General features: G+C 36.2%; 22 protein-coding genes. All 22 read right to left on the reverse strand.

Annotation, left to right across the window (positions count from 1 at the left end; translation table 11 throughout):
• Positions 1 to 27: 27 nt before the first annotated feature.
• The 22 genes from JEOSCH030_RS09405 to JEOSCH030_RS09510 all read right to left on the reverse strand — a co-directional run bounded on the left by JEOSCH030_RS09405 (position 28) and on the right by JEOSCH030_RS09510 (position 24,979).
• Positions 28 to 1,005: a gluconeogenesis factor YvcK family protein gene (locus JEOSCH030_RS09405; RefSeq protein ID WP_185126379.1), complete on the reverse strand. Its 978-nt coding sequence runs from the start codon at positions 1,003 to 1,005 to the stop codon at positions 28 to 30.
• Entirely contained in the window at positions 998 to 1,876 is an 879-nt protein-coding gene (rapZ, locus tag JEOSCH030_RS09410) for an RNase adapter RapZ (protein WP_185126380.1), read from the reverse strand. Before rapZ ends, JEOSCH030_RS09405 begins: the two co-directional genes overlap by 8 nt.
• A 96-nt stretch (positions 1,877 to 1,972) precedes the next feature.
• Positions 1,973 to 2,905 (reverse strand): thioredoxin-disulfide reductase, encoded by a 933-nt coding sequence (trxB, locus tag JEOSCH030_RS09415; RefSeq protein ID WP_185126381.1) that lies wholly within the window; start codon positions 2,903 to 2,905, stop codon positions 1,973 to 1,975.
• A 60-nt stretch (positions 2,906 to 2,965) separates the two neighbouring features.
• The gene (locus JEOSCH030_RS09420) at positions 2,966 to 4,390 is read right to left on the reverse strand and encodes a tetratricopeptide repeat protein (RefSeq protein ID WP_185126382.1); all 1,425 of its coding nucleotides are present in this window, start codon (positions 4,388 to 4,390) and stop codon (positions 2,966 to 2,968) included.
• Positions 4,387 to 4,872 (reverse strand): acyltransferase, encoded by a 486-nt coding sequence (locus JEOSCH030_RS09425; RefSeq protein ID WP_185126383.1) that lies wholly within the window; start codon positions 4,870 to 4,872, stop codon positions 4,387 to 4,389. The genes JEOSCH030_RS09420 and JEOSCH030_RS09425 overlap by 4 nt, the downstream gene beginning before the upstream one ends.
• Position 4,873: 1 nt before the next feature.
• A complete protein-coding gene (lgt, locus tag JEOSCH030_RS09430) occupies positions 4,874 to 5,761 on the reverse strand; it encodes a prolipoprotein diacylglyceryl transferase (protein ID WP_185126564.1) in 888 nt (295 codons plus the stop codon).
• Positions 5,761 to 6,690: an HPr(Ser) kinase/phosphatase gene (gene hprK, locus JEOSCH030_RS09435; RefSeq protein WP_185126384.1), complete on the reverse strand. Its 930-nt coding sequence runs from the start codon at positions 6,688 to 6,690 to the stop codon at positions 5,761 to 5,763. The genes lgt and hprK overlap by 1 nt, the downstream gene beginning before the upstream one ends.
• A gap of 88 nt (positions 6,691 to 6,778) precedes the next feature.
• Positions 6,779 to 7,924, reverse strand: coding sequence for a DUF4097 family beta strand repeat-containing protein (locus tag JEOSCH030_RS09440; protein WP_185126385.1), 1,146 nt, complete (start codon positions 7,922 to 7,924; stop codon positions 6,779 to 6,781).
• 11 nt (positions 7,925 to 7,935) lie between these two features.
• The gene (uvrA, locus tag JEOSCH030_RS09445; RefSeq protein WP_185126386.1) at positions 7,936 to 10,764 is read right to left on the reverse strand and encodes an excinuclease ABC subunit UvrA; all 2,829 of its coding nucleotides are present in this window, start codon (positions 10,762 to 10,764) and stop codon (positions 7,936 to 7,938) included.
• A gap of 5 nt (positions 10,765 to 10,769) precedes the next feature.
• Positions 10,770 to 12,746, reverse strand: a complete 1,977-nt coding sequence (gene uvrB, locus JEOSCH030_RS09450) for an excinuclease ABC subunit UvrB (RefSeq protein ID WP_185126387.1) — start codon at positions 12,744 to 12,746, stop codon at positions 10,770 to 10,772.
• A gap of 77 nt (positions 12,747 to 12,823) precedes the next feature.
• On the reverse strand, positions 12,824 to 13,069 hold the full coding sequence (locus JEOSCH030_RS09455; protein ID WP_185126388.1) for a CsbA family protein: 246 nt from the start codon (positions 13,067 to 13,069) through the stop codon (positions 12,824 to 12,826).
• Positions 13,070 to 13,073: 4 nt separating this feature from the next.
• Positions 13,074 to 13,709: a YfbR-like 5'-deoxynucleotidase gene (locus tag JEOSCH030_RS09460; protein ID WP_185126389.1), complete on the reverse strand. Its 636-nt coding sequence runs from the start codon at positions 13,707 to 13,709 to the stop codon at positions 13,074 to 13,076.
• A gap of 3 nt (positions 13,710 to 13,712) precedes the next feature.
• The gene (locus JEOSCH030_RS09465; protein WP_235962269.1) at positions 13,713 to 14,261 is read right to left on the reverse strand and encodes a TlpA family protein disulfide reductase; all 549 of its coding nucleotides are present in this window, start codon (positions 14,259 to 14,261) and stop codon (positions 13,713 to 13,715) included.
• Positions 14,262 to 14,383: 122 nt separating this feature from the next.
• Positions 14,384 to 14,554 carry a hypothetical protein gene (locus tag JEOSCH030_RS09470; RefSeq protein ID WP_185126391.1) on the reverse strand — a complete coding sequence of 57 codons (171 nt, stop codon included), beginning with the start codon at positions 14,552 to 14,554 and terminating at the stop codon, positions 14,384 to 14,386.
• A 900-nt stretch (positions 14,555 to 15,454) separates the two neighbouring features.
• Positions 15,455 to 17,029, reverse strand: a complete 1,575-nt coding sequence (locus JEOSCH030_RS09475; protein ID WP_185126392.1) for a LysM peptidoglycan-binding domain-containing protein — start codon at positions 17,027 to 17,029, stop codon at positions 15,455 to 15,457.
• Positions 17,030 to 17,389: 360 nt separating this feature from the next.
• The gene (locus JEOSCH030_RS09480; protein ID WP_185126393.1) at positions 17,390 to 17,716 is read right to left on the reverse strand and encodes a c-type cytochrome; all 327 of its coding nucleotides are present in this window, start codon (positions 17,714 to 17,716) and stop codon (positions 17,390 to 17,392) included.
• Between the two features lie 23 nt (positions 17,717 to 17,739).
• A protein-coding gene (gene prfB, locus JEOSCH030_RS09485; protein WP_185126394.1) for a peptide chain release factor 2 occupies positions 17,740 to 18,841 on the reverse strand; the annotation gives its coding sequence in 2 pieces (ribosomal slippage) (positions 17,740 to 18,777 and positions 18,779 to 18,841; 1,101 coding nt in all).
• Positions 18,842 to 18,855: 14 nt separating this feature from the next.
• The gene (gene secA / locus JEOSCH030_RS09490; protein WP_185126395.1) at positions 18,856 to 21,381 is read right to left on the reverse strand and encodes a preprotein translocase subunit SecA; all 2,526 of its coding nucleotides are present in this window, start codon (positions 21,379 to 21,381) and stop codon (positions 18,856 to 18,858) included.
• 134 nt (positions 21,382 to 21,515) lie between these two features.
• Positions 21,516 to 22,079, reverse strand: coding sequence for a ribosome hibernation-promoting factor, HPF/YfiA family (hpf, locus tag JEOSCH030_RS09495; RefSeq protein ID WP_235962270.1), 564 nt, complete (start codon positions 22,077 to 22,079; stop codon positions 21,516 to 21,518).
• Between the two features lie 56 nt (positions 22,080 to 22,135).
• Complete coding sequence (locus tag JEOSCH030_RS09500) at positions 22,136 to 22,789, reverse strand: ComF family protein (RefSeq protein WP_185126396.1); 654 nt, start codon at positions 22,787 to 22,789, stop codon at positions 22,136 to 22,138.
• A gap of 17 nt (positions 22,790 to 22,806) precedes the next feature.
• The gene (locus tag JEOSCH030_RS09505) at positions 22,807 to 24,051 is read right to left on the reverse strand and encodes a DEAD/DEAH box helicase family protein (protein WP_185126397.1); all 1,245 of its coding nucleotides are present in this window, start codon (positions 24,049 to 24,051) and stop codon (positions 22,807 to 22,809) included.
• A gap of 55 nt (positions 24,052 to 24,106) precedes the next feature.
• Complete coding sequence (locus JEOSCH030_RS09510) at positions 24,107 to 24,979, reverse strand: DegV family protein (protein ID WP_185126398.1); 873 nt, start codon at positions 24,977 to 24,979, stop codon at positions 24,107 to 24,109.
• Positions 24,980 to 24,994: the final 15 nt, after the last annotated feature.

Here is a 24,994-nt window from a genome sequence, read left to right on the forward strand (position 1 = left end):
TTGTCCACTTTCCTTTCACTCTCTAGCCTAATCGTATTCTAGCGTACGACTTTCATCGATTACAATATCATAAATAATTTCAGCTAGTTTTTCATTATTGTGTCGAACTACACCTTCTTTATCGACAATGATTAATTCTTCATCTGTTATAACATTAACACCATGTTCAATAATTTTATGACGCTCACTTTTAATGATCTGCACGCCTCGTTTTTTATAGGTGCTTGCCATCTGACTATAGACATCTCTCTCATTTAAAATCACATAGTCAATGACCGATGCCTCTATATGTTTTTCAATGGCTAAAAGGTGATCATAAGCAGACATTCCCATCGTTTCACCTGGCTGCTCTAAAAGATTCGCAACATACACTTTAATTCCATTAGATTCACGAAGTGCTTTTGCGATGCCTTTTGGTAACAGGTTTGGAATAATACTTGTAAAAAGCGAACCTGGTCCAAGCACGATGATGTCTGAATCCATAATCGCATCTATTGCTGCTGGAGTTGCAGCGATATTTGTTGGGATTAAATACATTTCCTTAATTTCTTTCTTCACTTTTGGAATGTAACTTTCCCCAATAATAATAGAATCATCTATCATTCTTGCCGCCAATTTAGGGCTGACATTTGTCGAAGGAATGACTGTGCCTTTGACGTTTAGAATCTTTGATAACTCACTTACAGCTGTTGCAAAGTCTCCAGAAATATCATACATGGCTGCAAGCATTAAGTTTCCTAAGCTATGGCCAGAAATTTCATCTTTTTTAAAACGATAAGTGAACAAATCTTCTAACATCGGTTCAACTTCACTTAGCGCTGACATGACGTTTCTAATATCACCAGGTGCTGGCATATCTATTTGATCACGGATGATACCTGTAGACCCACCGTCATCTGCAACTGAAACAATCGCAGATATATCCACAGGATATTTTTTCAACCCTCTTGATAAAACAGATAAACCTGTGCCACCACCGATAATTGTAATGTTAATTTTAGACATCAATCTGTCCCTCTATTTTAGCATCACGGTGGGCAGTGTTAATTTTAAAGGAAAATTGAGTATTCAAATCTTCTCCGAGTCTTTTTGCCAAGGCGACAGAACGGTGTTGACCACCAGTACAGCCTATAGCAATCGTTAATTGTGACTTTCCTTCTTTAACATATTGAGGAATTAGGAAGGAAATCATATCTTTTAATTTTTCGTAAAAAGTATCAGTATCTTGCCACTTCATTACATAGTTATATACTCTATCGTCAAGACCAGTTAAGGGACGAAGTTCTGGTAAGTAATATGGATTGGGTAAAAAGCGTACATCGAACATCAAGTCAGCATCAATTGGTATACCGTGCTTAAAACCAAAGCTTAAGACGTTCACCACAAAGAATTCCTCTCGTCCTCCACTGTAAAGAGAAAATAATATGTCTCTTAACTCTTTAGGAGAGATGTCAGTAGTGTCTATCACCTTAGAAGAACGCCCTTTTAAATCATCTAAAATTTTTCGTTCTTGGCGAATCGCATCCAAGAGAGAAACACTGCCTCCAAGTGGATGTGCACGTCTAGTTTCTTTGTAGCGTGATACCAATCTTTCATCTGCTGTATCTAAAAAGAGAATACGTAAGACAAAGTCCTTATTGTTGGATAATATATCTAGCTGCTCGATCAAATCATGGAAGAATTCTTTACCTCTTAAATCTATCCCAATTGCAAGCTTCGACATCTTACCATCTGAAGAATCCATCAGTTCAATAACTTTTGGAATTAGAATTGGCGGAAGATTATCGATACAAAAATACCCCATATCTTCAATTGCTTCTAAAGCAACAGATTTACCTGAACCACTCATGCCTGTCATTATGATTAAATTTTTCATTAGACCCACCCTTAGAATGTCTATTTCAAAAGACTATCATCTGTATTATAACGAATATGTTATGAAGAAACCCCCTAAAAAGGGGGATTTGTAAGATTACTCATCTTCTAACTTTTCTAAATAGTTTTGTGCATTTTGAGCAGCTAAACTACCATCTCCGGTTGCTGTAACAATCTGACGTAGAGACTTTTCTCTAACGTCACCAGCAGCAAAAATACCTGGGATCTTAGTTTCCATTTCTTCATTTGTTTCGATATAGCCATTTTCATTTAGAATGCCTAAATCTTTAAATGGTGAAGTCAGTGGCAACATACCGATATAGATGAATACGCCATCTGCATCTTTAGTGTACTCCTCACCTGTTTTCTTATCTTTTAAGGTGATAGATTCTACACGGCTATCTCCGTTAATAGATTGTAATTCCGTGTCCCAAATGAAGTCGATTTTATCATTTTTAAAGGCACGATCTTGAAGGATTTTTTGAGCTCTAAGCTCATCACGACGGTGTACAATCGTTACTTTACTTGCGTATTTCGTTAAGAATACACCTTCTTCAACGGCAGAATCCCCTCCACCAATAACGTATAATTCTCTTTCTTTAAAGAAAGCACCGTCACATACTGCACAGTAACTTACACCGCGTCCACGAAGCAAATCTTCGCCTGGTACTCCGATTGTTTTATATTCTGCGCCAGTTGCGATAACAACTGATTTTGTATAAATATCTTCAGATGAAGTTTTTAAAATTTTAATATCTCCATCTAATTCTACACTCTTAATATCTCCAAATTTGTATTCCGCACCAAATTTTTGGGCATGTTCAAACATTTTAGAAGATAATTCTGGTCCTGTAATCATTGTAAAACCTGGGAAGTTTTCTACTTCCTCGGTATTTGCCATCTGTCCACCAGGTACACCACGTTCAAGTAAAACGGTCTTAAGTTCTGCGCGTGATGCATATACTGCTGCAGTCATACCTGCAGGTCCAGCACCGATAATGACAACGTCGTAAACTGTTCTCTCTTCCATACTCGTTCTCCTTTTGAAATTTACTATATATAATTATAGAGTGTTTGCTTATTTAATTCATTAAATTTGCTTGAGCTTATCGATTGCCTTATTTAAGCGGTAAGTCGTCACATTAAAGGTCTCAACTAAATGTTTTTTAGTTAATTTTCGTCCTTGTGGGTGCAGATAAAGGGCAGCTGCAACAAAGCTCTCAACATCATCAAATTCTTTGTGTACTTGATATAAATCATGGAAAACATCAATCCACATCAAGAGCGTATCACTATCACCATAACCTTTGTCACTTAAGAGTTCTAAGCCCAAGTGCATACGACCAAGACGTGCCAATTTTAAACCTTGGAAAAGGTAAGTGACATATAACTTTTCATAATCGTCCATCTCCTCTATGCGGTCCCAGATGGAAAGGCCAATAATTGCATCTTTTGGTCTAACTTTAGAAATTAGATATAGTCCTAATAATCTCTTATGTTGATCGTCATCATTTAAGTACTGTGACTCAAGCGATAGAATTCTATCTCTTGCTTCATCTTTTTTCCATGGACTAAATTCTTCATCTATAGGATGGAAATTCTGCATTTGATTCCAGTAAATTTTAGATTCTTCTACTTTGTCTATATGAAAGCTTGCAAAACTGAGGGCATGTAATAATTGGAAGTTCATCAGACGTTTTTTCTTATACAATGGCAGCAGTAACTTGTATGACTGCTCATATTTTTGTAAGAAATTTAAAACAAGTCCAACCTTAAATCTCGAATCATCATCCAAAGGTTCTACTACTTCCAGTTTTTTTAAGTAAGATTCATATTTTGCATCGTCATTTGTATGATAGTGAAGGAGTGTCATATGACTCAGTGCATGCATATCAGTCTGGTCATCTTCTAGCAATTCTTCTAATAGCGCTCTCGCTTCATCAAACTTGTTTAAAAAGAGGTAAGCCATAGCCTTTAAATTTCTAAATTCACTCTCTATTTGAATGTCGTAGGAGAGTGTGTTGAGATAATCCAACGACTCATCGACTCTCGCATTCATGAACAAGTGTTGAAATATTTGCTGACCAATGATTCGCTCTGCTTCTTTCTTAAGCTCATCCTCGTCTTCAATTTCTACATCAAACATATCCTCTAATTGATCCCGGTAGTCCTCATCGCCCGTTTGACTTGCATAGGATACACCATAAAGAAAAGCTTTGTTGGCGTCATGACGTAAGATATTGATTTCACTCAAAATATGAAAGTATGATACGTCATAGTCGTCTTTGACATATTCATTGATAATCATATGCTCCGCTTCATTACCTAGACCGTTTTCTGTCATCACATACACATACTCTGATAGATAATCAGGGTTCGATGGATTTTTATCGTATGCTTTTTTTAAGAGTTGCATCGCCTCTTTTTTATTATTCTGTTGTCGCTTTTTTATACCTTGTCTGTAGTAATTCTCTCCGTTTTGATCAAGAGAGATTACATTGTTGTTCTTATTCATTTTTTTCTCTCCCTTATCGTCATCGGATTGCCATAGACAAGCATATTATCTGGTACATCTTTTGAGACAACCGTTCCGGCACCAACTAAGACATGATGTCCAATTTTTACTCCAGGTAAAATTGTGACATTAGCACCAATCATAGTGTGACTACCAATTTCTACAGCACCGACCCTATACTCATCTGTTAAATATTCATGGGTTAAGATTGTAGCATTATAACCGATAACTGTATTATCACCAATCTTAATCAACTCTGGAAACATGAGATCCGGCATAGCCTTATAAGCAAAAGATACATGTTGACCGAGCTCCATCTTTAAAAACTTTTTATAATAGGCATGCTTCATTTTTGTCGATGGCATGTAGCGCCCAGTTTCAATCACAATAAAGTTTTTGACAACCTTGATGAAAGATACCGTCTTATATAAGTGCCAAAGCGGATTAATCGTAAAGCCACTCCGCTGTTTTAATCGTCTCATATTATTTCTTCCTTTTTTTCTTCTTATTCACAACGGTTGATTTATGGATATTCTTAATTCCTTGACTCTTTTCTTTAAAGTTTCCATAGACTTGACCGTATCTCGGTAAATCGTATTTATAGTTTCTATATATCATAATCGCTAGTGCAAGAATGATAATTGTAATTGAAATCAATTGAGCCGTTCTAATATAGTCCCCGATCATCAAGCTGTCCGTTCTCATACCTTCTATAACGAAACGACCGATAGAATAGTATATCAGGTAAACTAAAATGGTGTTACCTAATTTTAGTTTTGGTCTAATGATGAAGAGAATGATGACTCCGATGATACTCCAGACGGACTCATATAAAAATGTAGGGTGATAGTAGACACCGTCAATATTCATATGATTAATAATAAATTCAGGAATCATAAGATTCTCTAAAAATGTTCTTGAAACTTCACCACCATGTGCTTCTTGGTTGATAAAATTCCCCCACCGTCCAATTGCTTGTCCTAAAAGAATACTTGGTGCTGCGATATCTGCAATTTGGAAAAAGCTATAGTTTTTCTTCTTAGTGTAGATAATACCTGTTAAGAAACCACCAATGAGACCACCATGGATAGCCATACCACCTTCATAAACCTTGAAGATATCTATAGGATTAGCTAAGTAATAATCTAAGTTAAATAAGACATAATATAATCTCGCACCTATTAAGGAAAAGATAATAATATACATCATCAGATCCATAAATAAATCGTCTGGTAATCCTCTTTTAATTGTTTCTTTATTTGCTAGATAGTAACCGATTAACATACCGACCAAAATAATTATCCCATACCAATGTATAGATAATGGTCCTAGCGATATAGCCACCGGATCAATAGCGGCATTAAAAATCATCATGACTTGCCTCCGTTATGATTAATCTTTTCCTTAAGTCTTTCATTAAACTCTACTGCAGCATTGTGGCCCATTTGATTTAAACGGTGATTCATTGCTGCAACTTCAATAATAGCAGCTAAACTTCTTCCTGGACGAATTGGCACGACTTTTTTAGTGACTTCAGAGTTAAGAATTTTTATCTTCATATCTTCTAGTCCTAAACGGTCATAAGTATTTTTATCTTCCCAATTTTCTAGATGAACATTCAGCATAATTCGTTTTTCGTTCAGTATACAACCTGCACCGAAGAGTGTCATGACATTAATGATACCTAACCCTCTTATTTCCAGGAGATGTTGGATGAGCTCTGGCGCTGATCCCATTAAGACATTTTTATTTACTTCTTTAATTTCTACGTTATCATCTGCGACTAAGCGATGGCCACTTTTAATCAGTTCAAGTGCTGTCTCACTTTTACCGATTCCTGATTCTCCTGTGATGAGAACCCCGATTCCATAGACATCCACCAAGACACCATGCATGTTTGTCTCTGGAGCAAGTTCTTTTTCTAAATATGTTGTAATTCGACTAGTGAAATTAGTCGTATTATCTTCAGTGGTAAGTAGGACTGTATCTGTCTGGTTACAGGCTTCAATTAATTCAAGTGGTGGTTGTAAACTGCGAGTAACGATAATACAAGGTGTTTCTTTACGACAGAGTCTTTTTGAGCGATCTTCTCTTTCATCATCTGATAAAACTCTTTCGAAAAATGAAATTTCTGTCATTCCAAGTATCTGTACCCGCTCTGATGAGTAGTGTGAAAAGTAGCCGGCCACTTCAAGTCCAGGTCGAGACAAATCAAAGCTTGGAATTTCATTTTCCAAACCGCCATTTCCTCCCCAAATTTTCAACTCAAAATGTTCAACTAAATCTTTGACTAACAGCATCCTAAATCCCCCCTATGTAGCGTAAGCTTTTTATTTTAATTATAGCAAAAAAGGGGCTGGCAAATGCCAGCCCAGTTATATATTATTTCTAGCTTCGGTGTAAGGTGACACTGCCCACTTTAGTTGATATTTCTAAAAACACTGCTGGATCCTCACTGTCATTGACTAACATAAGCTCTTTAAAGCCTATGTCTTGGTGTTTCATAAATCTAGCATCTACACCTGGTGGGTAATTAATTTGGCCAAGTACCGTTGATAAACGCCCTTCCAGTGCTCTTCCTTGAGGAATGCTAATATTGATGCTACCCATATTAGAATTAATTGTAGCTTCTTCTGTGTCTTCCTTAAGAGCAATATTTACAGAGCCATTAGAAGAGATATCAATCGATTTGGCGTCGATATCATCGGTCATAATGGTTCCAAGCATAGAGATAATCTCAATATTTTCGTAATTCCCTTGGGACACTTTCACATTACCTCTAGAAGTACGTAAAAATGCATTTTTAGCTTCAACATTAGAGAGTGTTATATCACCATTTAATATATCAATTGTTGCATCATTAAATTTTTTGTTTTCAATAGACACACTCCCATTAGATGCGGATAAAATAATGCGTTTTAAAGTTTCTTGTGTTACTTCTACTACTACGTTGACACGTGCAGTCTTAACATCAGAAACAATAACGAGTTCATCATTTTTTACGTCACAGATAATATCTTGGAAGTAATTTTTTTTCGTATCTAATTTTCTATAAAAAGGTGTCACTTCAAATTTAACAACATCTGCTTTTTCAGCAGCTTTTAATTCGATATTACCATTAGCAATATCTAAGGAGATACTAGAAAAGTCCTGATCTATGGTTTCGATGAGACGATTTTTAGGACCTTGTGAAAAAAATGTATCGAAAGAGGAACCGACTGAGTCGAATGCTTTTTCGAGTCCATCGAAAATTTGCTTTCCTTGTCTTTGGCTACCAAACTTGTCTTTAACATTTGAGTAAGTACTTGAGACCTTGTCTTTGTTAACATACTTATTAAATTCATCCATGAATTGATCAAAGTAGTCATTTAGTATACTTTTATCTGTATCTTCACTATTTTCTTTACCACGACTATCTCTTTGTTCTTGATCATTTGAGCCTTTTTCATTTAACTGAGACATCAGTTCAATTGCTTCAGAAGAAGTGATTTTACCTTCTTCTAACATCTTTAATATTCTCTCTTTACTTTCCACTTTTTTCCCTCCTAGTGGTTTCTATCTAACCATTTCTTAAGGTGTTGTCCAGTATAGCTATCTTCTTTATCTATTACATCTTCTACTGTACCACTTACAAGGATGTTTCCGCCACCTTCGCCACCTTCAGGGCCAAGATCTATGATATGGTCGGCTACTTTGATTACATCTAAGTTGTGTTCGATAATCACTACAGTATCATTTTGATCTACCAAGCGCTGAATAACCTCTAGTAAATTTTTAATATCTTCTGAATGAAGTCCTGTAGTAGGTTCATCCATTATATATAAGGTTTTACCGTTAGAACGTCGATGTAATTCACTTGCAAGTTTAACTCTTTGTGCTTCACCGCCAGATAATGTGGTTGCTGGTTGACCTAATTTGATATAACCTAAGCCGACATCTAGTAAGGTTTTGATTTTACGTTTAATTTTAGGTAGGTTCTCAAAGAAATAATAGCCTTCTTCAACTGTCATTTGTAATATATCTGCTATGCTCTTATCTTTATATTTAACTTCTAGTGTTTCACGATTATAACGCTTACCATGACAAACTTCACATGGCACGAAGACATCCGGTAAAAAGTGCATTTCAATTCTTAAAATACCATCACCTTTACATGCTTCACAGCGGCCACCTTTAACGTTAAAACTAAAGCGTCCTTTTGAATAACCACGGACTTTTGCTTCATTCGTTTGACTAAAGACATCTCTAATATCATCAAACACTCCAGTATATGTCGCAGGGTTAGATCTCGGTGTTCGGCCGATTGGAGACTGATCGATATCGATAATTTTATCGATATATTCAATTCCTTCTACACTGTCATGCTTACCTGGTAATTCTTTTGTTTTATACAATTGTTGATGAAGGCTCTTGTATAAAATTTCATTAATCAATGTTGATTTACCAGAACCGGAAACACCAGTAACTACATTTAATACACCAAGCGGAATATTAACATTTATGTTTTTCAAGTTGTTTTCACGTGCACCTTTTATTTTAAAGACGCGTTTTTTATCAGGTTTTCGATAAGTTTCTGGTAGAGGTATTGAGCGTTTACCACTAAGGTATTGACCTGTTAAGGAATCATCATTAGCCATCACTTCTTTAGGTGTACCCTCTGCGACGACTTTACCGCCATGCTCTCCGGCACCGGGTCCAATATCGATTAAATAATCACTCGCGAGCATGGTGTCTTCATCATGTTCAACGACAATTAGAGTATTACCAAGTTCAGTCATTTCTTTTAATGTAGAAATTAAACGATCATTATCTCTTTGATGAAGGCCTATAGATGGTTCATCCAAAATATATAGAACGCCACTAAGCTGTGAACCGATTTGTGTTGCCAGTCTGATGCGCTGTGCTTCACCACCAGATAAAGTTCCACTCTTCCTGCTCAAGGTTAAGTAGTCTAAACCAACATTTCTCAAGAAGGTTAGACGGCTGTTTACCTCCTTAAGGATAGGTTTAGCAATCTCTTCATTTTGACGAGACAATGAAATGCTATTAAAGAAATCCAAGGCATCTTTAACAGATTTTTCAGTAGTTTGGCCAATGTGTTCTCCGTCAACCTTAACAGCTAAAGCTTCATCGTTTAAACGATAACCATGACAAGTTTTACACTCAATTTCTCTCATATATTGACTCATCACATTACGAGTAAATTCAGAAGGACTTTCATTATATCTTCTCTCTATATTTGTTAACACACCTTCAAAGGCCATTTCTCTTTCTCTGACTACACCATTATCTTGTTTAAATTTAAAGGTAATCATTTCTGGTGAACCATTAAAAATAAGTGATTTTTCCTTTTTAGGCAAATCTTTAAAAGGTGTGTCCATATCGATGCCAAAATGCTCACAAGCTTGACTCAAGAGTTGCATATAGTAAGTAGAAGAAATGGGTTGCCAAGTTGCTATAGCCCCTTCATTTAGCGTTAGTGAAGTATCCGGTACCACTAGGGACTCATCAACAGACATCTTCATTCCTAAGCCATCACAAGTTGGGCAAGCACCATAAGGTGCATTAAAAGAAAATAATCTAGGTTCTAATTCAGAAATTGTAAAACCGCATTCTGGACAAGAAAAATTCTCAGAGAAGTGGAGATCCTCTCCATCAATGACGTTGACTGTAACATTGCCATCTGATTTTCCTAAGGCAACTTGTAAAGAATCACTCAGACGACTTTCAATGCCTTCTCGAACTGCTAGTCGGTCAATCACCACATCAATATCATGCTTTTTATTTTTTTCTAGATCAGGAACTTCTTCAATATCATACATTGTGCCATCTATAACAACACGAGCGTAGCCTTCCTTAGCTAAATTAGATAAAAGTTCTTTGTGCTGACCTTTTTTACCACGTGTCAATGGCGCAAAAATTTGTATTCTTGTTCTCTCTTCTAACTGCATGACAACATCGGTCATCTCTTCGATGGTTTGAGATGAGATTTCTATATTATGAATCGGACAATATGGCGTACCTGCTCTAGCAAAAAGCAGTCTCAAATAGTCATAAATCTCAGTAATAGTCGCTACAGTTGAACGTGGGTTATTACTCGTTGTTTTTTGATCAATTGATATAGCTGGTGATAATCCTTCTATAGTATCGACATCTGGTTTTGACATTTGCCCTAAAAATTGTCTGGCATAAGAGGATAGCGATTCAACGTATCTTCTTTGTCCTTCTGCATAAATTGTGTCGAATGCTAGTGATGATTTACCAGAACCTGAGAGACCAGTCATTACTACGAGCTGGTCTCTAGGGATATCAAGATTGACATCTTTTAAATTATTTTCTCTTGCGCCTTTTATAGAAATATATGGATTTTTCATTATTTTCACCCTTCTGCTTGGATCTCAAAAATGGCATCTCTTAACTCTGAAGCAGTTTCAAAGTCGAGTTTTTTCGCCGCTTCTTTCATATCTTCTTCAAGTTTATCCAGTAGTTTTTGTCGCTCAGATTTAGTCATTTTCTTAGTGACAGATGTTTTCTTATCTTTAACGTCATCTTCTTTGATGTCAACATGTGCACTAATTGTATCTCTAATTTCTTTTTTAATTGTTGTTGGCGTAATATTGTGTTCCTCATTAAAGGCAATTTGCTTCTCACGACGGCGTTCTGTTTCATCTAGAGCATAGCGCATTGAATCAGTAATCTTATCTGCGTACATGATGACATGACCATGACTATTTCTCGCAGCACGACCAATCGTTTGAATGAGTGAGCGTTGAGATCTTAAGAAACCTTCCTTATCCGCATCTAGAATAGCGACAAGAGACACTTCTGGTATATCTAAACCTTCTCTTAAAAGGTTAATACCAACGAGTACGTCATAGGTTCCCATTCTCAGCTCTCTAATGATTTCAATACGTTCAAGTGTTTTAATTTCCGAGTGCAAGTACTGCACCTTAACTCCAGCTTCTTTTAAATAAGTGGTTAAATCCTCTGACATTTTTTTAGTCAAAGTTGTAATGAGCACTCTTTCATTCTTCTCAACTCTATCGTGAATTTCAGAAAGTAAATCATCAATTTGATGTTCTGACGGTCTAACATCAATCCTTGGGTCAAGTAGTCCAGTTGGTCTAATAATTTGTTGAACCATCTTCTTAGTGTGTTCAATTTCATAAGGACCAGGCGTTGCGGACACATAGAGCAACTGTTCTGCTTTTTCTTCAAACTCTGAGAATTTTAATGGACGGTTATCAAGTGCACTTGGTAAGCGAAAACCGTGTTCAACTAAGACTTCTTTTCTCGCTTTATCCCCATTGTACATTCCCCTAATTTGAGGCACAGTAACATGAGATTCATCGATCATAATCAAATAATCTTTAAAATAATCAAGTAATGTGTAAGGTGTTGAACCAAGATCTCTAAGCGTTGTATGGACGGAATAGTTCTCAATACCTGAACAAAAGCCCATTTCTCTCATCATTTCTAAATCATAATTCGTTCTTTGCTCTAGTCTTTGAGCTTCTAGAAGTTTGTCGTTAGCTCTCAGCTCTTTCAAACGTTCTTCGAGTTCTTTTTCTATTCTTTCTATAGCGACTCTCATCTTTTCTTCACGGGTAACGAAGTGGGAAGCCGGGAAAATCGCAAAGTGTTCAAGTTCTGTTAGCACTTCGCCAGTTAGATAGTCAATTTCACGAATTCTATCTATTTCATCACCGAAAAATTCAACTCTAATACATTTCTCATCTCTTGAAGCAGGAAATACTTCTACAATATCCCCGCGCACTCTAAAGGTACCACGTCTAAAATCAATATCATTTCTAGCGTATTGAATATCCACAAGTTTTCGTAAAAACTGATTTCTATCCAACTCCATGCCGGTTCTAATACTGACTACTAAGTCTCTATATTCTTCTGGATTACCTAAACCGTATATACAAGATACAGAAGAAATAATGATCACATCGTCACCTTCAAATAAGGCACTCGTTGCGGAGTGACGCAGTTTATCAATTTCATCATTAATAGAGGCATCTTTTTCAATAAAAGTATCCGTACTTGGTACATAGGCCTCAGGTTGGAAATAATCATAATATGATACAAAGTATTCTACTCTATTATTTGGAAAAAACTCTTTAAATTCACTATATAACTGTCCTGCTAAAGTTTTATTATGAGCGATAATCAAAGTTGGCTTACCTATTTTTTGTATGACTTGACTCATAGTATATGTTTTACCGGTTCCAGTTGCACCTAATAATGTTTGGTGTCTTTGCCCCGACTTAATTTGTTCTACAAGTTCTTCAATTGCCTGGGGTTGATCTCCTGCAGGCTCGAATTTAGAAACCAAATCAAAAGTTGCCATTATTTCGCCTCCACATATTTATCTATCCTAGTCTAACAAAAAAAGAGCAAAAATGACAAACATTTGTTCGGTCACATCTACTCTTCTTCATCTTTATCAAATTGGTCTAATTGGAAAATCTCTACTATAATATAACCGACAAAAATCGAAGCTGAATCTATGTAAATTACCCAATCGCTAGGGTAAAATCCTCTGTAAATCGATGCTCCGAATAAAATAAAAGTCAACAAGACAGCGACGTATTTATTCCGAGTCAGTCGAGTAAAGACAACAACAGTTGCAGCAGGTACAACCATCGCCATCATATACCAGTATAAATCCATAAAACTACTCCCTATCTAAGATAGAATTAGTAATTTCAAATAGCTCATCTTTTGGAATAAATCGTTCTTTCAACATTTCAGTCAAGATATTGTCTAAGAAGTCTTGAACTGAAACCAGATGATCAAAGCGTTTAATTGTTGCTAATGACTCCTCATATATTTCAAAGAATAGTGGTTCAGGATTACGTTTTTGAATTTCACCAAATGATTCATATAGTAAATCAATCTTATCTGCTACAGACAGAATCTGACCTTCTAAAGTACTATCCTTACCTTCCTTTAGTCTCTCTTTATAGATCTCTTGGTATTCAGGTGGAAACTCAGCTTCTATGAATTTGGTAGTCATAGTTTCTTCCACTTCCAAGAAAAGAGAATTTAACTCTAAAGATGCATATTTAACTGGCGTTTTAATATCACCGGTGAAAATTTCTGGATAATCATGGTTAAGTGCTTTTTCATACAAAGCACGCCAATTCACTTCATTGCCATTATGTTCTTCAACAGTTCCTAAGTACTGAGCAATTTTAGTTACTTTAAATGAATGAGCCGCAACATTATGCTCTTGGTATTTAAACTTTCCAGGACATCTAATCAACTTTTCAAGATCGCTTAAACTTTTAAAATACTGATGTACTCCCATAGATTAACGCTCCTTTACGTAATTGACATAGTTAGTGATTAGTTCAGGACTAATTTCACCTATGTATGCCCTGACAACTTCTCCACTAGAATCAACAAAGAATGTCGTTGGCATGAGACTAATTTTGTACTCATCAGTGATTGCTTTTTCATCTGTAAACTCAAACACTGGGTACGAAACTTCATATGAGTCTAAAAATTCATCTCGATTTTCATCACTATCATCGATATTGACGCCGACGATCTGTATGTCAGTTCCAGCATTACTTTCTGCATATTCGATAAGCTCTGGTGTTTCTCGTTTACATGGATCACACCAAGAGGCAAAGAAATTAATCACTGTAACTTCATTATTCGATATTATATCATCCAAACTTTCATCACTGTTCAAAACAACTTCACTTGATAAATTGCTGAGTGATTGACCTACAGCATGATGGTTATCACGACCTTCAGAGTCTTGAAGTGTTTTTAAACTTTGATCTCTGAGTTCTTCGTCAGATATATTTAGGACAGTTCCAATACTTATACCAATTAATATAAAAAAGCACACAAAAATAATAGCTATAATTACTTTTCTCGACTTCATACCGAAGCTTTCCTCTCACAATCATTTTTACTATTTTAACATATAGTATTGATATCTAAAGTTAAGAATCTATGAACATCAATCATTTATAAGACATCTTTTCTATTTTTCATCTCATCTGTCATTTTCTTTTTCTGTTCCTTAACATAATTATCTACTTTATCAATTTTTTTAAAAGTAACTACATTAACTATAGCCATTATGAGGAGCGAAGTTTGAGAAACAGTTGAATCCCTATCCTTATAAATTATTTTCATAAATATTCCTCCTTATATCATACATATCCCAAAAGAAGAATTCTAATCTAAACAAAAATAGTGTTGGGGCATAGACTTAGGTTCGGTTCCTTAATTAAAAATCTTTGAAAATTCCATTGTGGTGTTGTTTGGAGTGAGATCTTATAAACAAAATGTGCTGAAAAGTCTATAAGTCATGTCGAAAGTGAGATCTTATAGACAAAAAGTGCTGAAAAGTCTATAAGTCATGACAAAAATGAGGTCTTATAGACAAAAAGTGCTGAAAAGTCTATAAGTCATGACAAAAATGAGGTCTTATAGACAAAAAGTGCTGAAAAGTCTATAAGTCATGTCGAAAGTGAGGTCTTATAGACAAAAAGTGCTGAAAAGTCTATAAGTCGTGTCGAAAGTGAGATCTTATAAACAAAAAGTGCTGAAAAGTCTATAAGTCGTGTCGAAAGTGAGGTCTTATAGACAAAAAGTGCTGAAAAGTCTATAAATCTCCCTCAAATATGACGGTGAATAGATAAAATTAGTAAAAAAGTCAACTTTGAAAGTTGATGCTATAACTATCTATACCAACTTTTATCCAGATTAATAGAATTTCTTTTTTTAACACCAACGTGAGTGGTAATTATATTGCATTCTAGGGATTCTCATCTTTTCGGTGATAAGTCCCTAAAAGGAACATGACTTATCACTGTTTGGATCTCTTTTGATGATAAGTATAGTAATTTAAGCCGACTTATCACCGTTTGAATCTCTTTTGGTGATAAGTGCAGAGTTTTTAAACGACTTATCACCATCTACACCACTAATTTCAATGATAGATATCAAATTCTATCATAACTTAGTTCCTGTTCCATCAAACATAAAAATCGCACTTTACATAAGTAAAGTGCGATCATATATCAAGAAATATTAGTAGATAAAGTTATGGCTAGATGCTTGTGAAGCGCTAAGTGTTCTAGTGTTTTTATCTCCAACACCGCCGCCAAATTGCATTTCTGAAACTAAGATTGAACCGTCACCATTGACACGTTCAACAACAGCAACGTGACCTTGACCGTATGAACCATTAGTATAAGCAGGTGCATGCATTACAGCACCAACTTCAGGTGTATTACCTACTGAGTAACCACTTGATTGAGCTGCAGATGCCCAATTTGAAGCATCTCCCCAACCGTTACCAGTTGATAAGCCCATATCTGAACGGCGTTCAAATACATACCATGCACAAGTACCCCAATCGTACCAGTTCTTACCATTAGAAACACTTTGACTTGGAGTAGATGCTGATGGCTGTGATGCAGCCGCTTGTTCAGCAGCTCTTTCAGCTGCTTCAGCTTCTGCTACTGCAGCTTCTTCTGCTTCTTCAGCTGCAGCTTGTGCTGCTGCTTCTTCTTGAGCTTTCTCTTCAGCCGCTACACGTTCTGCCTCTGCTTCTTCAGCTGCAGCTTGTGCTGCCGCTTCTTCTTGAGCTTTCTCTTCAGCCGCTACACGTTCTGCCTCTGCTTCTTCAGCTGCAGCTTGTGCTGCCGCTTCTTCTTGAGCTTTTTCTTCTGCCGCTATACGTTCTGCCTCTGCTTCTTCAGCTGCTTCTTGTGCTGCCGCTTCTTCTTGAGCTTTTTCTTCAGCCGCTACACGTTCTGCATCTGCTTCTTCAGCTGCTTCTTGTGCTGCCGCTTCTTCTTGAGCTTTTTCTTCAGCCGCTACACGTTCTGCTTCAGCTTCTTCAGCTGCAGCTTGTGCTGCCGCTTCTTCTTGAGCTTTTTCTTCAGCCGCTACACGTTCTGCTTCAGCTTGTTCAGCTGCTTCTTGTGCTGCTGCAGCTTCTTTAGCTTGTTCTTCCGCTGCTACACGCTCAGCTTCTGCTTCTTCAGCTGCTTTTTGTGCTGCTGCAACTTCTTGAGCTTGTTCTTCTGCTGCGACACGATCAGCTTCTGCTTGTTCAGCTGCTTCTTCTGATGCTGCAACTTCTTCTGTAGATTCTTCTACTGTTACTTCTTCAGTCACAACTTCTTCTGTTGTTTGATCTGAAGTTTCTTGTTCAGCGACTTCGTCAACTGTTACTTCTTCAGTAGCCACTGCTACCTCTTCTTGAGGTGCATCATTAGAAATAATTAATACTTGACCAACAAATATTAAATCAGAGTTTAGATTATTAAGTTTCATGATTTCTTTATAATCAAGTGAGAATTCTTCACCAATTTGTGAAAGTGTGTCACCTGATTTTACAGTATATGTATCTTTTTCATTAACAGGAGCTGGTGCTTCAACTTCTTCAGCATTTACTGTCAACACATCTCCTGGATGGATAAGGTCATTGTTAAGTTTGTTTTCTTCTTTAAGTTGTGTAACTGATGTTCCAACTTCGTTAGCAATTCCCCACAGTGTGTCTCCGCTACTAACCTTATATTCGTCCGCTGATACCGCTGTTGCCGCTACACCCGTAAGTGCTGTCAATGTTGCTACAGATACTACAGTCTTTTTCATAAAGTGTGTTTCCTCCTATTAATTCTAATATATTTCTTTGTTTTCACTTGTTGGTCAATTTTCGAAGGGGCTAATTCCCTATTTATCATCACGGAATCTACTATATCATAAGGAATAGTTATAAAGGTCTTTGTAATATACTTGTAATATAAAAGAAATTTGTCGGAAATCTTTTGAGATTCTCTTTACATAATCAACATTTATTCGAGTTAAATTATTTATTTAAAAGTTCTTTTATCTGCCTAAAACATCCTACTAAAAGCAAAAAGATACCTTAGTCCTCTTGTAGAAATTGAGTGAGTGTTTATGCTCACTTTTTTCTAAGAAGTCTAAGATATCTTTACTTATTTTAAAATACTTTTATTCTTTTGAAGATAACCATTCAACAAGTGCATCTAAATCATCTTGATCTTCAACTAAACCTGCTGGCATCATACCGCTACCTTCTTCAATAGTTGTTCTGATCTCATCTTCGGATAACCTTGAACCAACATCTTGAAGACTCGGACCTGATGCACCTTCTAAATCATTACCGTGACAACTGAAACATGATGCTGCTTGATAAACAGCTTCTCCATCTTCAGTAGAAGCTGTTTCTTCACCAGTATCTGCTGCTTCCTCGTTTCCTCCACATCCTGTTAATATCATTACAAAAGTTAAACCGAGTAACAACAGTAACTTTTTCATTGCATAACTCTCCTCTACATAATCTACATCGTCATTCTTAAATATGCATGAATAAATGGAGACAGTCCACCATCCATCACTTTATCTGTATTACCTGTTTCGTAATTTGTACGATGATCTTTAACCATTGAATAAGGATGGAAAACATAACTGCGAATTTGACTTCCCCAGCCAATTTCTTTTTGTTCTCCTTTGATGTTATCAATTTCAGCTCTCTGCTCTTCTAATTTTCTTTGATAGAGCTTAGCTTTTAACATATTCATTGCCTGTTCACGGTTTTTAATTTGTGAACGTTCATTCTGACAAGTTACTACGATGCCTGTTGGTAAGTGAGTAATTCTGACAGCAGAGTCAGTTGTGTTTACGTGCTGACCACCTGCCCCACTTGACCGATAGGTATCTATTTTAATTTCATCTGTATTGATTTCTACAGAATCATCCGTGTTTTTAAATTGGGGTGTCACTTCACAAGATGCAAACGAAGTATGTCGACGTCCTGAAGAGTCAAAAGGCGAAATTCTTACTAAACGATGTACACCTTTTTCAGCTTTTAAGAGGCCATAGGCATTCGGTCCTTTAATAGATAAAGTGACACTCTTCACACCAGCTTCATCTCCTGCTTGGTAGTCGACCGTTTCAACTTTAAAACCTTCTGATTCACAATATCTTTGATACATTCTTAAAAGCATTTCAGCCCAGTCTTGGGACTCTGTTCCGCCGGCCCCAGAGTGCAGTTCTAAAATTGCATCTAATGGATCATGTTCTTCAGACAGTAATAAGTTTAATTCGTATTCCTCGATTTTCGTTTCAGTATCAGCTTGTGCTTCTACTAACATACTTTCAAGCTCTTCATCGTATTCTTCTTTTAATAATTCATAAGAAGTTTCAATATCATCTAGAGAGTTTTCTATGTCCTTAAAACCATCGACAATTTTTTTTAAGTGATTGTTCGAAGCAATTAAATCATTAGCTTTTTGACTATCATCCCAAAATGTCGGATCTAACATTTGTTCTTCATTTTCTTGAATTTGAGTCTCTTTTTCTTCTAAGTCAAAGAGACCCCCTAAAGTCATTCAACTTATCTCTAGATGCTTCTAAAAAATTCTTTACTTCACTTAATTCCATATAATATCTCCTTTTTATTGTCCGTGGCAGTTCTTATATTTTTTCCCTGAACCACATGGACAAGGGTCGTTTCTCCCCACTTTAACTTGGCGTTTAACAGGTTGTTTTTTAACTTTAGCTTTACCGTCGCCTGCTTGCATTTGTTTTTTATCAACGACCTGTTCACGTTTCATCTCTTCGTCTGAGCGCACAACAGTTTTCAAGACAAATTTAGCAGTATCATCTTCTATATTTCTCAAGAGGTTTTCAAACATTTGAATACCTTCATTTTGGTATTCACGCAGTGGATTAATCTGACCGTAAGAACGCAGATGAATACCTGTTCTAAGCTGGTCCATGCTATCGATATGTTCAATCCATTTTTGGTCCATAGTTTTTAGCATCATCATACGTTCAAAGAGACGCATTTTTTCTGAACCTAATACTTCTTCTTTTTCTTCTAACTGAACTTTAATTTTTTCTAAGATTAGCGATTTAATTTCATCGGCTTCCTTACCTCTTAAATCATCAGCACTTATTGCATCTTCTGGTAAATAGCTATCCATAAGATATTTCGCATATTGTTCGTAGTCAATTTCTTCTTCGTTATCGATATCATAAAATTCAACTGTTCGGTCAACAGAACGTTCAATCATATCATTTAAGAGTTCTCTAACATCTTTTTGATCGATAATTTCATCACGTTCACCGTAGATGATTTCACGTTGCTTACGTAAAACTTCATCATATTCTAGAAGTTTCTTACGTGAGTCGAAGTTATTACCTTCTACACGTTTTTGAGAAGATTCTACGCCTCTTGAGATCATCTTACTTGTCAGTTCTTCTTCGCTCATACCCATGCGTTCCATAATGCCTTGAATTCGTTCTGAACCAAAACGGCGCATTAAGTTATCTTCAAGTGATAGATAAAAAGTCGACTCACCGACGTCACCTTGACGACCTGAACGTCCGCGTAACTGGTCATCAATACGACGTGATTCATGTCGTTCTGTACCGATTACAGCGAGTCCACCAAGATCTTTAACACCTTCACCAAGTTTAATATCTGTCCCACGTCCTGCCATGTTCGTCGCGATAGTTACAGCGCCTTTTTTCCCTGCGTCCTTAATGATTTCTGCTTCACGACCGTGGTTTTTAGCATTTAGGACGTTGTGACGAATACCATGTTTTTTCAAGAGATTTGATATCACTTCAGAAGTTTCGACTGCCACTGTACCAATTAGAATCGGTTGTCCTTTTCTATGACGTTCAATAACGTCTCTAGTGACCGCTTCAAGTTTAATTTTTTCAGTAGCGTAAATCTTGTCAGTATTATCAATACGTTGGACTGGTTTATTGGTAGGTATTTGAGTCACACGCATATTGTAAATATTCATAAACTCTTCTTCTTCAGTTTTCGCTGTACCCGTCATACCGGATAGTTTATTAAAGAGACGGAAGAAGTTTTGGAAAGTAATCGATGCCATCGTACGAGATTCATTTTGAATATCTACGCCTTCCTTGGCTTCAATCGCTTGGTGAAGGCCATCAGAAAAACGACGTCCTTTCATAGTACGTCCAGTAAATTGATCGACAATGAGAATGCTATTATCTTCTACTACATAGTCCACATCTTTTTCCATTGAAAAATTAGCTTTTAGAGCCTGGTTAATATGGTGCAGTAAATTTACGTGTTTAACATCGTAGAGGTTTTCAATTTTAAACCACTTCTCAGCCTTTTCCATACCTTCGTCATTCAGCTGAATATTACGTGTTTTAATATCATAAGTGTAGTCTGTGTCTTCTTTTAACATTTTTACAAATTGATTCGCTTGGACATAATATGTTTCTCTATCATTTGCCTTACCAGAAATAATTAACGGTGTACGCGCTTCATCAATAAGGATTGAGTCTACCTCATCAATAACCGCAAAGTTAAGACCACGTAGAACCCTATCTTCCTTATAAGTCACCATATTATCTCTTAAATAATCAAAACCAAGTTCATTGTTAGTCGTATAAGTAATATCTGCAGCATAAGCCTGGCGTTTTTCAGTACTATTTTTCTGATTTAAGTTTAGTCCTACTGTTAAACCTAAGAAGTTATAGAGCACTTCCATTTCTTCCATCTGACTTTCTGATAGATATTCGTTGACGGTAATTACTTGAACACCTCGCCCTGCTAATGCATTTAAATAAACAGGCATAGTAGCAGTTAAGGTTTTACCTTCCCCGGTTTTCATCTCAGCAATGTCACCTTTGTGTAGGGCAATCCCACCCATGACTTGCACTTCAAATGGTTCCATACCTAGTGCACGTTTTGATGCTTCTCTAACTAAAGCAAACGCCTCAGCAAGAATCGAATCTAATATTTTTTCTTCTTCTTTTATATCGCCATTAGCTTCTTTTAGCTGCTCTTTAAAAGTTTCAGTTTTATTTTTTATATCTTCGTCGCTTAATTGTTCCATTTCAGGTGCAAGTGCCAACACCTTCTGAGCTTCTTTTCTCAGTGTTTTGAGCTCTCTCTTGTTGCCATCAAACAATTTATTTAAAACACCCATGGATTCTCTCTCCCTCATAAAAATACCTAGAATACAACATTACATTTTACCACCATTATATAGAAAAATAAAATATGTTACACAAAAACACCCCTATGAAGGTGAGTTCATAGGGGTTATAAAGAAATACTCTATTAATTTGTTTCTATTAAACCATATTTACCGTCTTTTCTACGATACACAATACTTGTGCCATCCGTTTCTCTATCGTTGAAAACGAAGAAGTCATGACCAAGCATGTTCATTTGTAGGACAGCCTCTTCTGAATCCATCGGTTTTAAAGTGAATTCCTTAGAACGGAAGATAGTAATATCGTCATCATTGTCTGTGTCATTTTCTTCTTTGCCATTCTCAAAGGCACTTACATTGAAGAAATCAGCATCAGGATTTTTCTCTCTGAACTTACGGTTGATTTTAGTTTTATGTTTGCGAATCTGTCTCTCTAGTTTGTCTATAACTAAGTCAATCGCTGCATAGAGATCATCGTGTACTTCCTCTGCCCGCAATGTTAAACCTTTCATAGGAATCGTAATTTCGATCTTACCTCTCTTATTATTACGAACCTTGATGTTTACATGTGCATGTGTGTTTGGTACATCGTTGAAGTAACGTTCTAATTTTGCAACTTTTTCTTCCACATGTTCGCGGATTGCATCAGTTACCTCAATGTTTTCGCCTCTAATTTCAACTCTAATCATAATGAGTCCTCCTTAATATGTTACCTGTAGTTCTTACTTTCAGTATATCAAAATTGTTAAGCTTTTGAAAACGTTAACACATCAATATTCTGAAAATTTAAGACTTTAAGAACATCTGCTGCTTGATGTACAGTTACTCCTGTTGTATAGATGTCATCAATTATGATTATACTCTTACCCGTAAAATCCTTTTCTCTAACATCTTCACTTAAATAAAATGGATTTTTTCTAGCCATCCGGCTTTGCCGTCCCTGTTCAGATTGTCTCTCTTTGGCCTTAGTCTCTAGGAAGATAGCAGGCTTAGCTTTTAGTTTAACGATCATTTCTAGAGCTTGATTATAGGTCCTTTCTCTCATCCTTTCTTTTGAAATTGGTATAGGCACTACATAATCATAAGAAGACAAATTCACATCACAAATGAAGCCAATAATTTCTACCATTGCGTAGTCCTTTAAAAATTTATAGCGATGCATCAACATTTTTACTGCATCATTGTAATCTGTGAAAGTATAAATTTTATCAACAGCTGGATACACTTCTATCAGCGTCTGACAATCTCCACATACTGCTATGGTCTTTTTCGTCACTTGATGACATCTCTGACATCTTGGACCTTCAAATTTTTCTAAGAGTGCTTTTTTACATGAATCACATAAAGGGTGACGAGCTTTAAACAAGGTCATAATGTTTAATTCCTCATCCATTTTCATATGACAGTATAAACATCTCATAATTTAGCCTGTCCTTTATTAAAGGCTTTGATTCGTCTAATTGTCTCTTTAATACCATAAGTCTTCTCAGACGATAAAAACCAAATATTCCCGATTGGATCACCAATTTTTCGCCCTACTCGTCCACATATTTGAATCAACTGTGCAAAATCAAAACGTTCAGCACTGAGGACAATGACATCGAGATTTAAAAAGGTGACACCACGTTCTAAGATAGTTGTAGTTAATAAAATATCCACCTGGTTATCACGCATGAGTTGCACTTTTTCCATTCTCTCAGGATCGCCTGAATACACAGACTCAAGCCGGCTATATCTCTTTTGTAAGATCGACTTCAAAGGTTCAAGCATTTTAATTTCTGGCACAAAGACAAGTGCCTTTCTATCTCTAGCCGTGATGCCATCTAAAAGGCTAATTAGTTTATGAGGTGCTCTTTTTTTCTTGATATACTTTTCTATATCTTGATAGATATTTTTAGGAATTGTTAAATCATGACCGTGATACCTTCTTGAAATCGTGACAATGTTTTCTTTACCTACTAATTCAATCATGTCTCTTGTTGGAGTCGCGGTCATTAAAATAATAGATGCATTTTTACTTGCTGCCCTAAGAATTACACTCATTAATAAAGGCTCATCTGGTAGTGGAAAAGCATCGACTTCATCGATGATGATAAAATCATAATGCTCTATATAATTCATCAACTGATGGACTGTACACACAGTAAACATATGAGAATAAACATTTTTTACTCCACTGTATAAGAGATCTATTTGAGCATCTTTAAAAGCATCTCTAAGACGTAAGTAAACTTCTTTGACGACATCAATTCTTGGTGAGACAAAAGCAACATTGAGCCCTTTTTGTCTAGCATATTGTATTCCTTTAAAGGTGATTTCCGTCTTACCTGCACCAGTGACCGCGTATAAAAGCAGATGATGTTTGTGATCAATTGCATCCACAATTTTGTCACTCGCATTTTCTTGGATGTCATTTAAGTCAAAGTCTAAGTGATAGTTCAACATCATCTTTTCCCTTTCACTATTTATGCCTCTAATTGGATTACTAGAGTCTGATCTGCCCATGATAATGCAGGACATGCAGTAACATATCTTTTTATTATCGAATGTAGATGCGTATTCATAAAACAGACTTTTATCTTTGTTACCACAACGTAAACAAGTATGGTCTACAACGCCCACTTCAAAGATTACTTTTGGTCCATCATGTGTAATTATCATCTTTTCCTCCATAAAAAAACCGCAACTTAAATAAGCTGCGGTTAAATTTATTTAATTAAAAGTCTGACACATCAATTTCGTAATTTGTATAGCCGATTGCCAGCGAACTTTGACCTAAGTGTGTACCAATAACTGGACCAAACTCTTGTAAGACAAAGTTTACATCTGGATAAGTTTCTCTCATCTCTTCAAGCACTCTTTGTCCGTATTCAAGGTCGTTACCGTGTACGACACAAGCGGTGATCTTTTCACCCTGATGTTTTTGAAACTCTAAATCAATTTTTTCTTTCACTTTTGCAAGTGCTTTTTTCTGGGTTCTTATTTTTTCTATTGCGACAATCTTACCATCTATAAATTCTAAGACTGGTTTGATTTTTAATAAGCCACCAATAATCGCTTGAGCATTTGATAGGCGACCGCCTTTTTGAAGGTTAGTTAAATCATCTACTAAGAAGTAAGCATTTGTATGATTCTTTTCTTTCATGGCTTCAACATCAGTAATGATGTCTTCCAATGATTTTTCTTCTAAATTCTGTGCGGCATAAAGCGCTAAAAACCCTAATGGTGCACAAGAAATTCCTGAATCTACAGCATGGAGATTAATTCCTTCAACACTCTGACCCGCTGCTATAGCACTCGCATAAGTGCCGCTTATATGTTGGGACAAATGGAAGCTAATCACATCTGTATATCCTTCACCATGGAGTGATTCTAAAAGCACAATATAATCCCCAATGGACGGTTGACTCGTTGTTGGCAGCTCATCCGCTTGAGTCATTTGTTGATAGTACCAACTATTTTCAATTTCATCTTCTTTATATATATCCCCATCAATTATTACATTTAAAGGTATGGTAAAAATATTATACTTTTTTAATACATTGGCAGGTAAATAGCTTGTCGAATCTACCACGATAGCCACCTTCATATGCGTCTCCTCCAA

Source organism: Jeotgalicoccus meleagridis, from assembly GCF_903994045.1.
GTDB classification, from domain to species: domain Bacteria; phylum Bacillota; class Bacilli; order Staphylococcales; family Salinicoccaceae; genus Jeotgalicoccus; species Jeotgalicoccus meleagridis.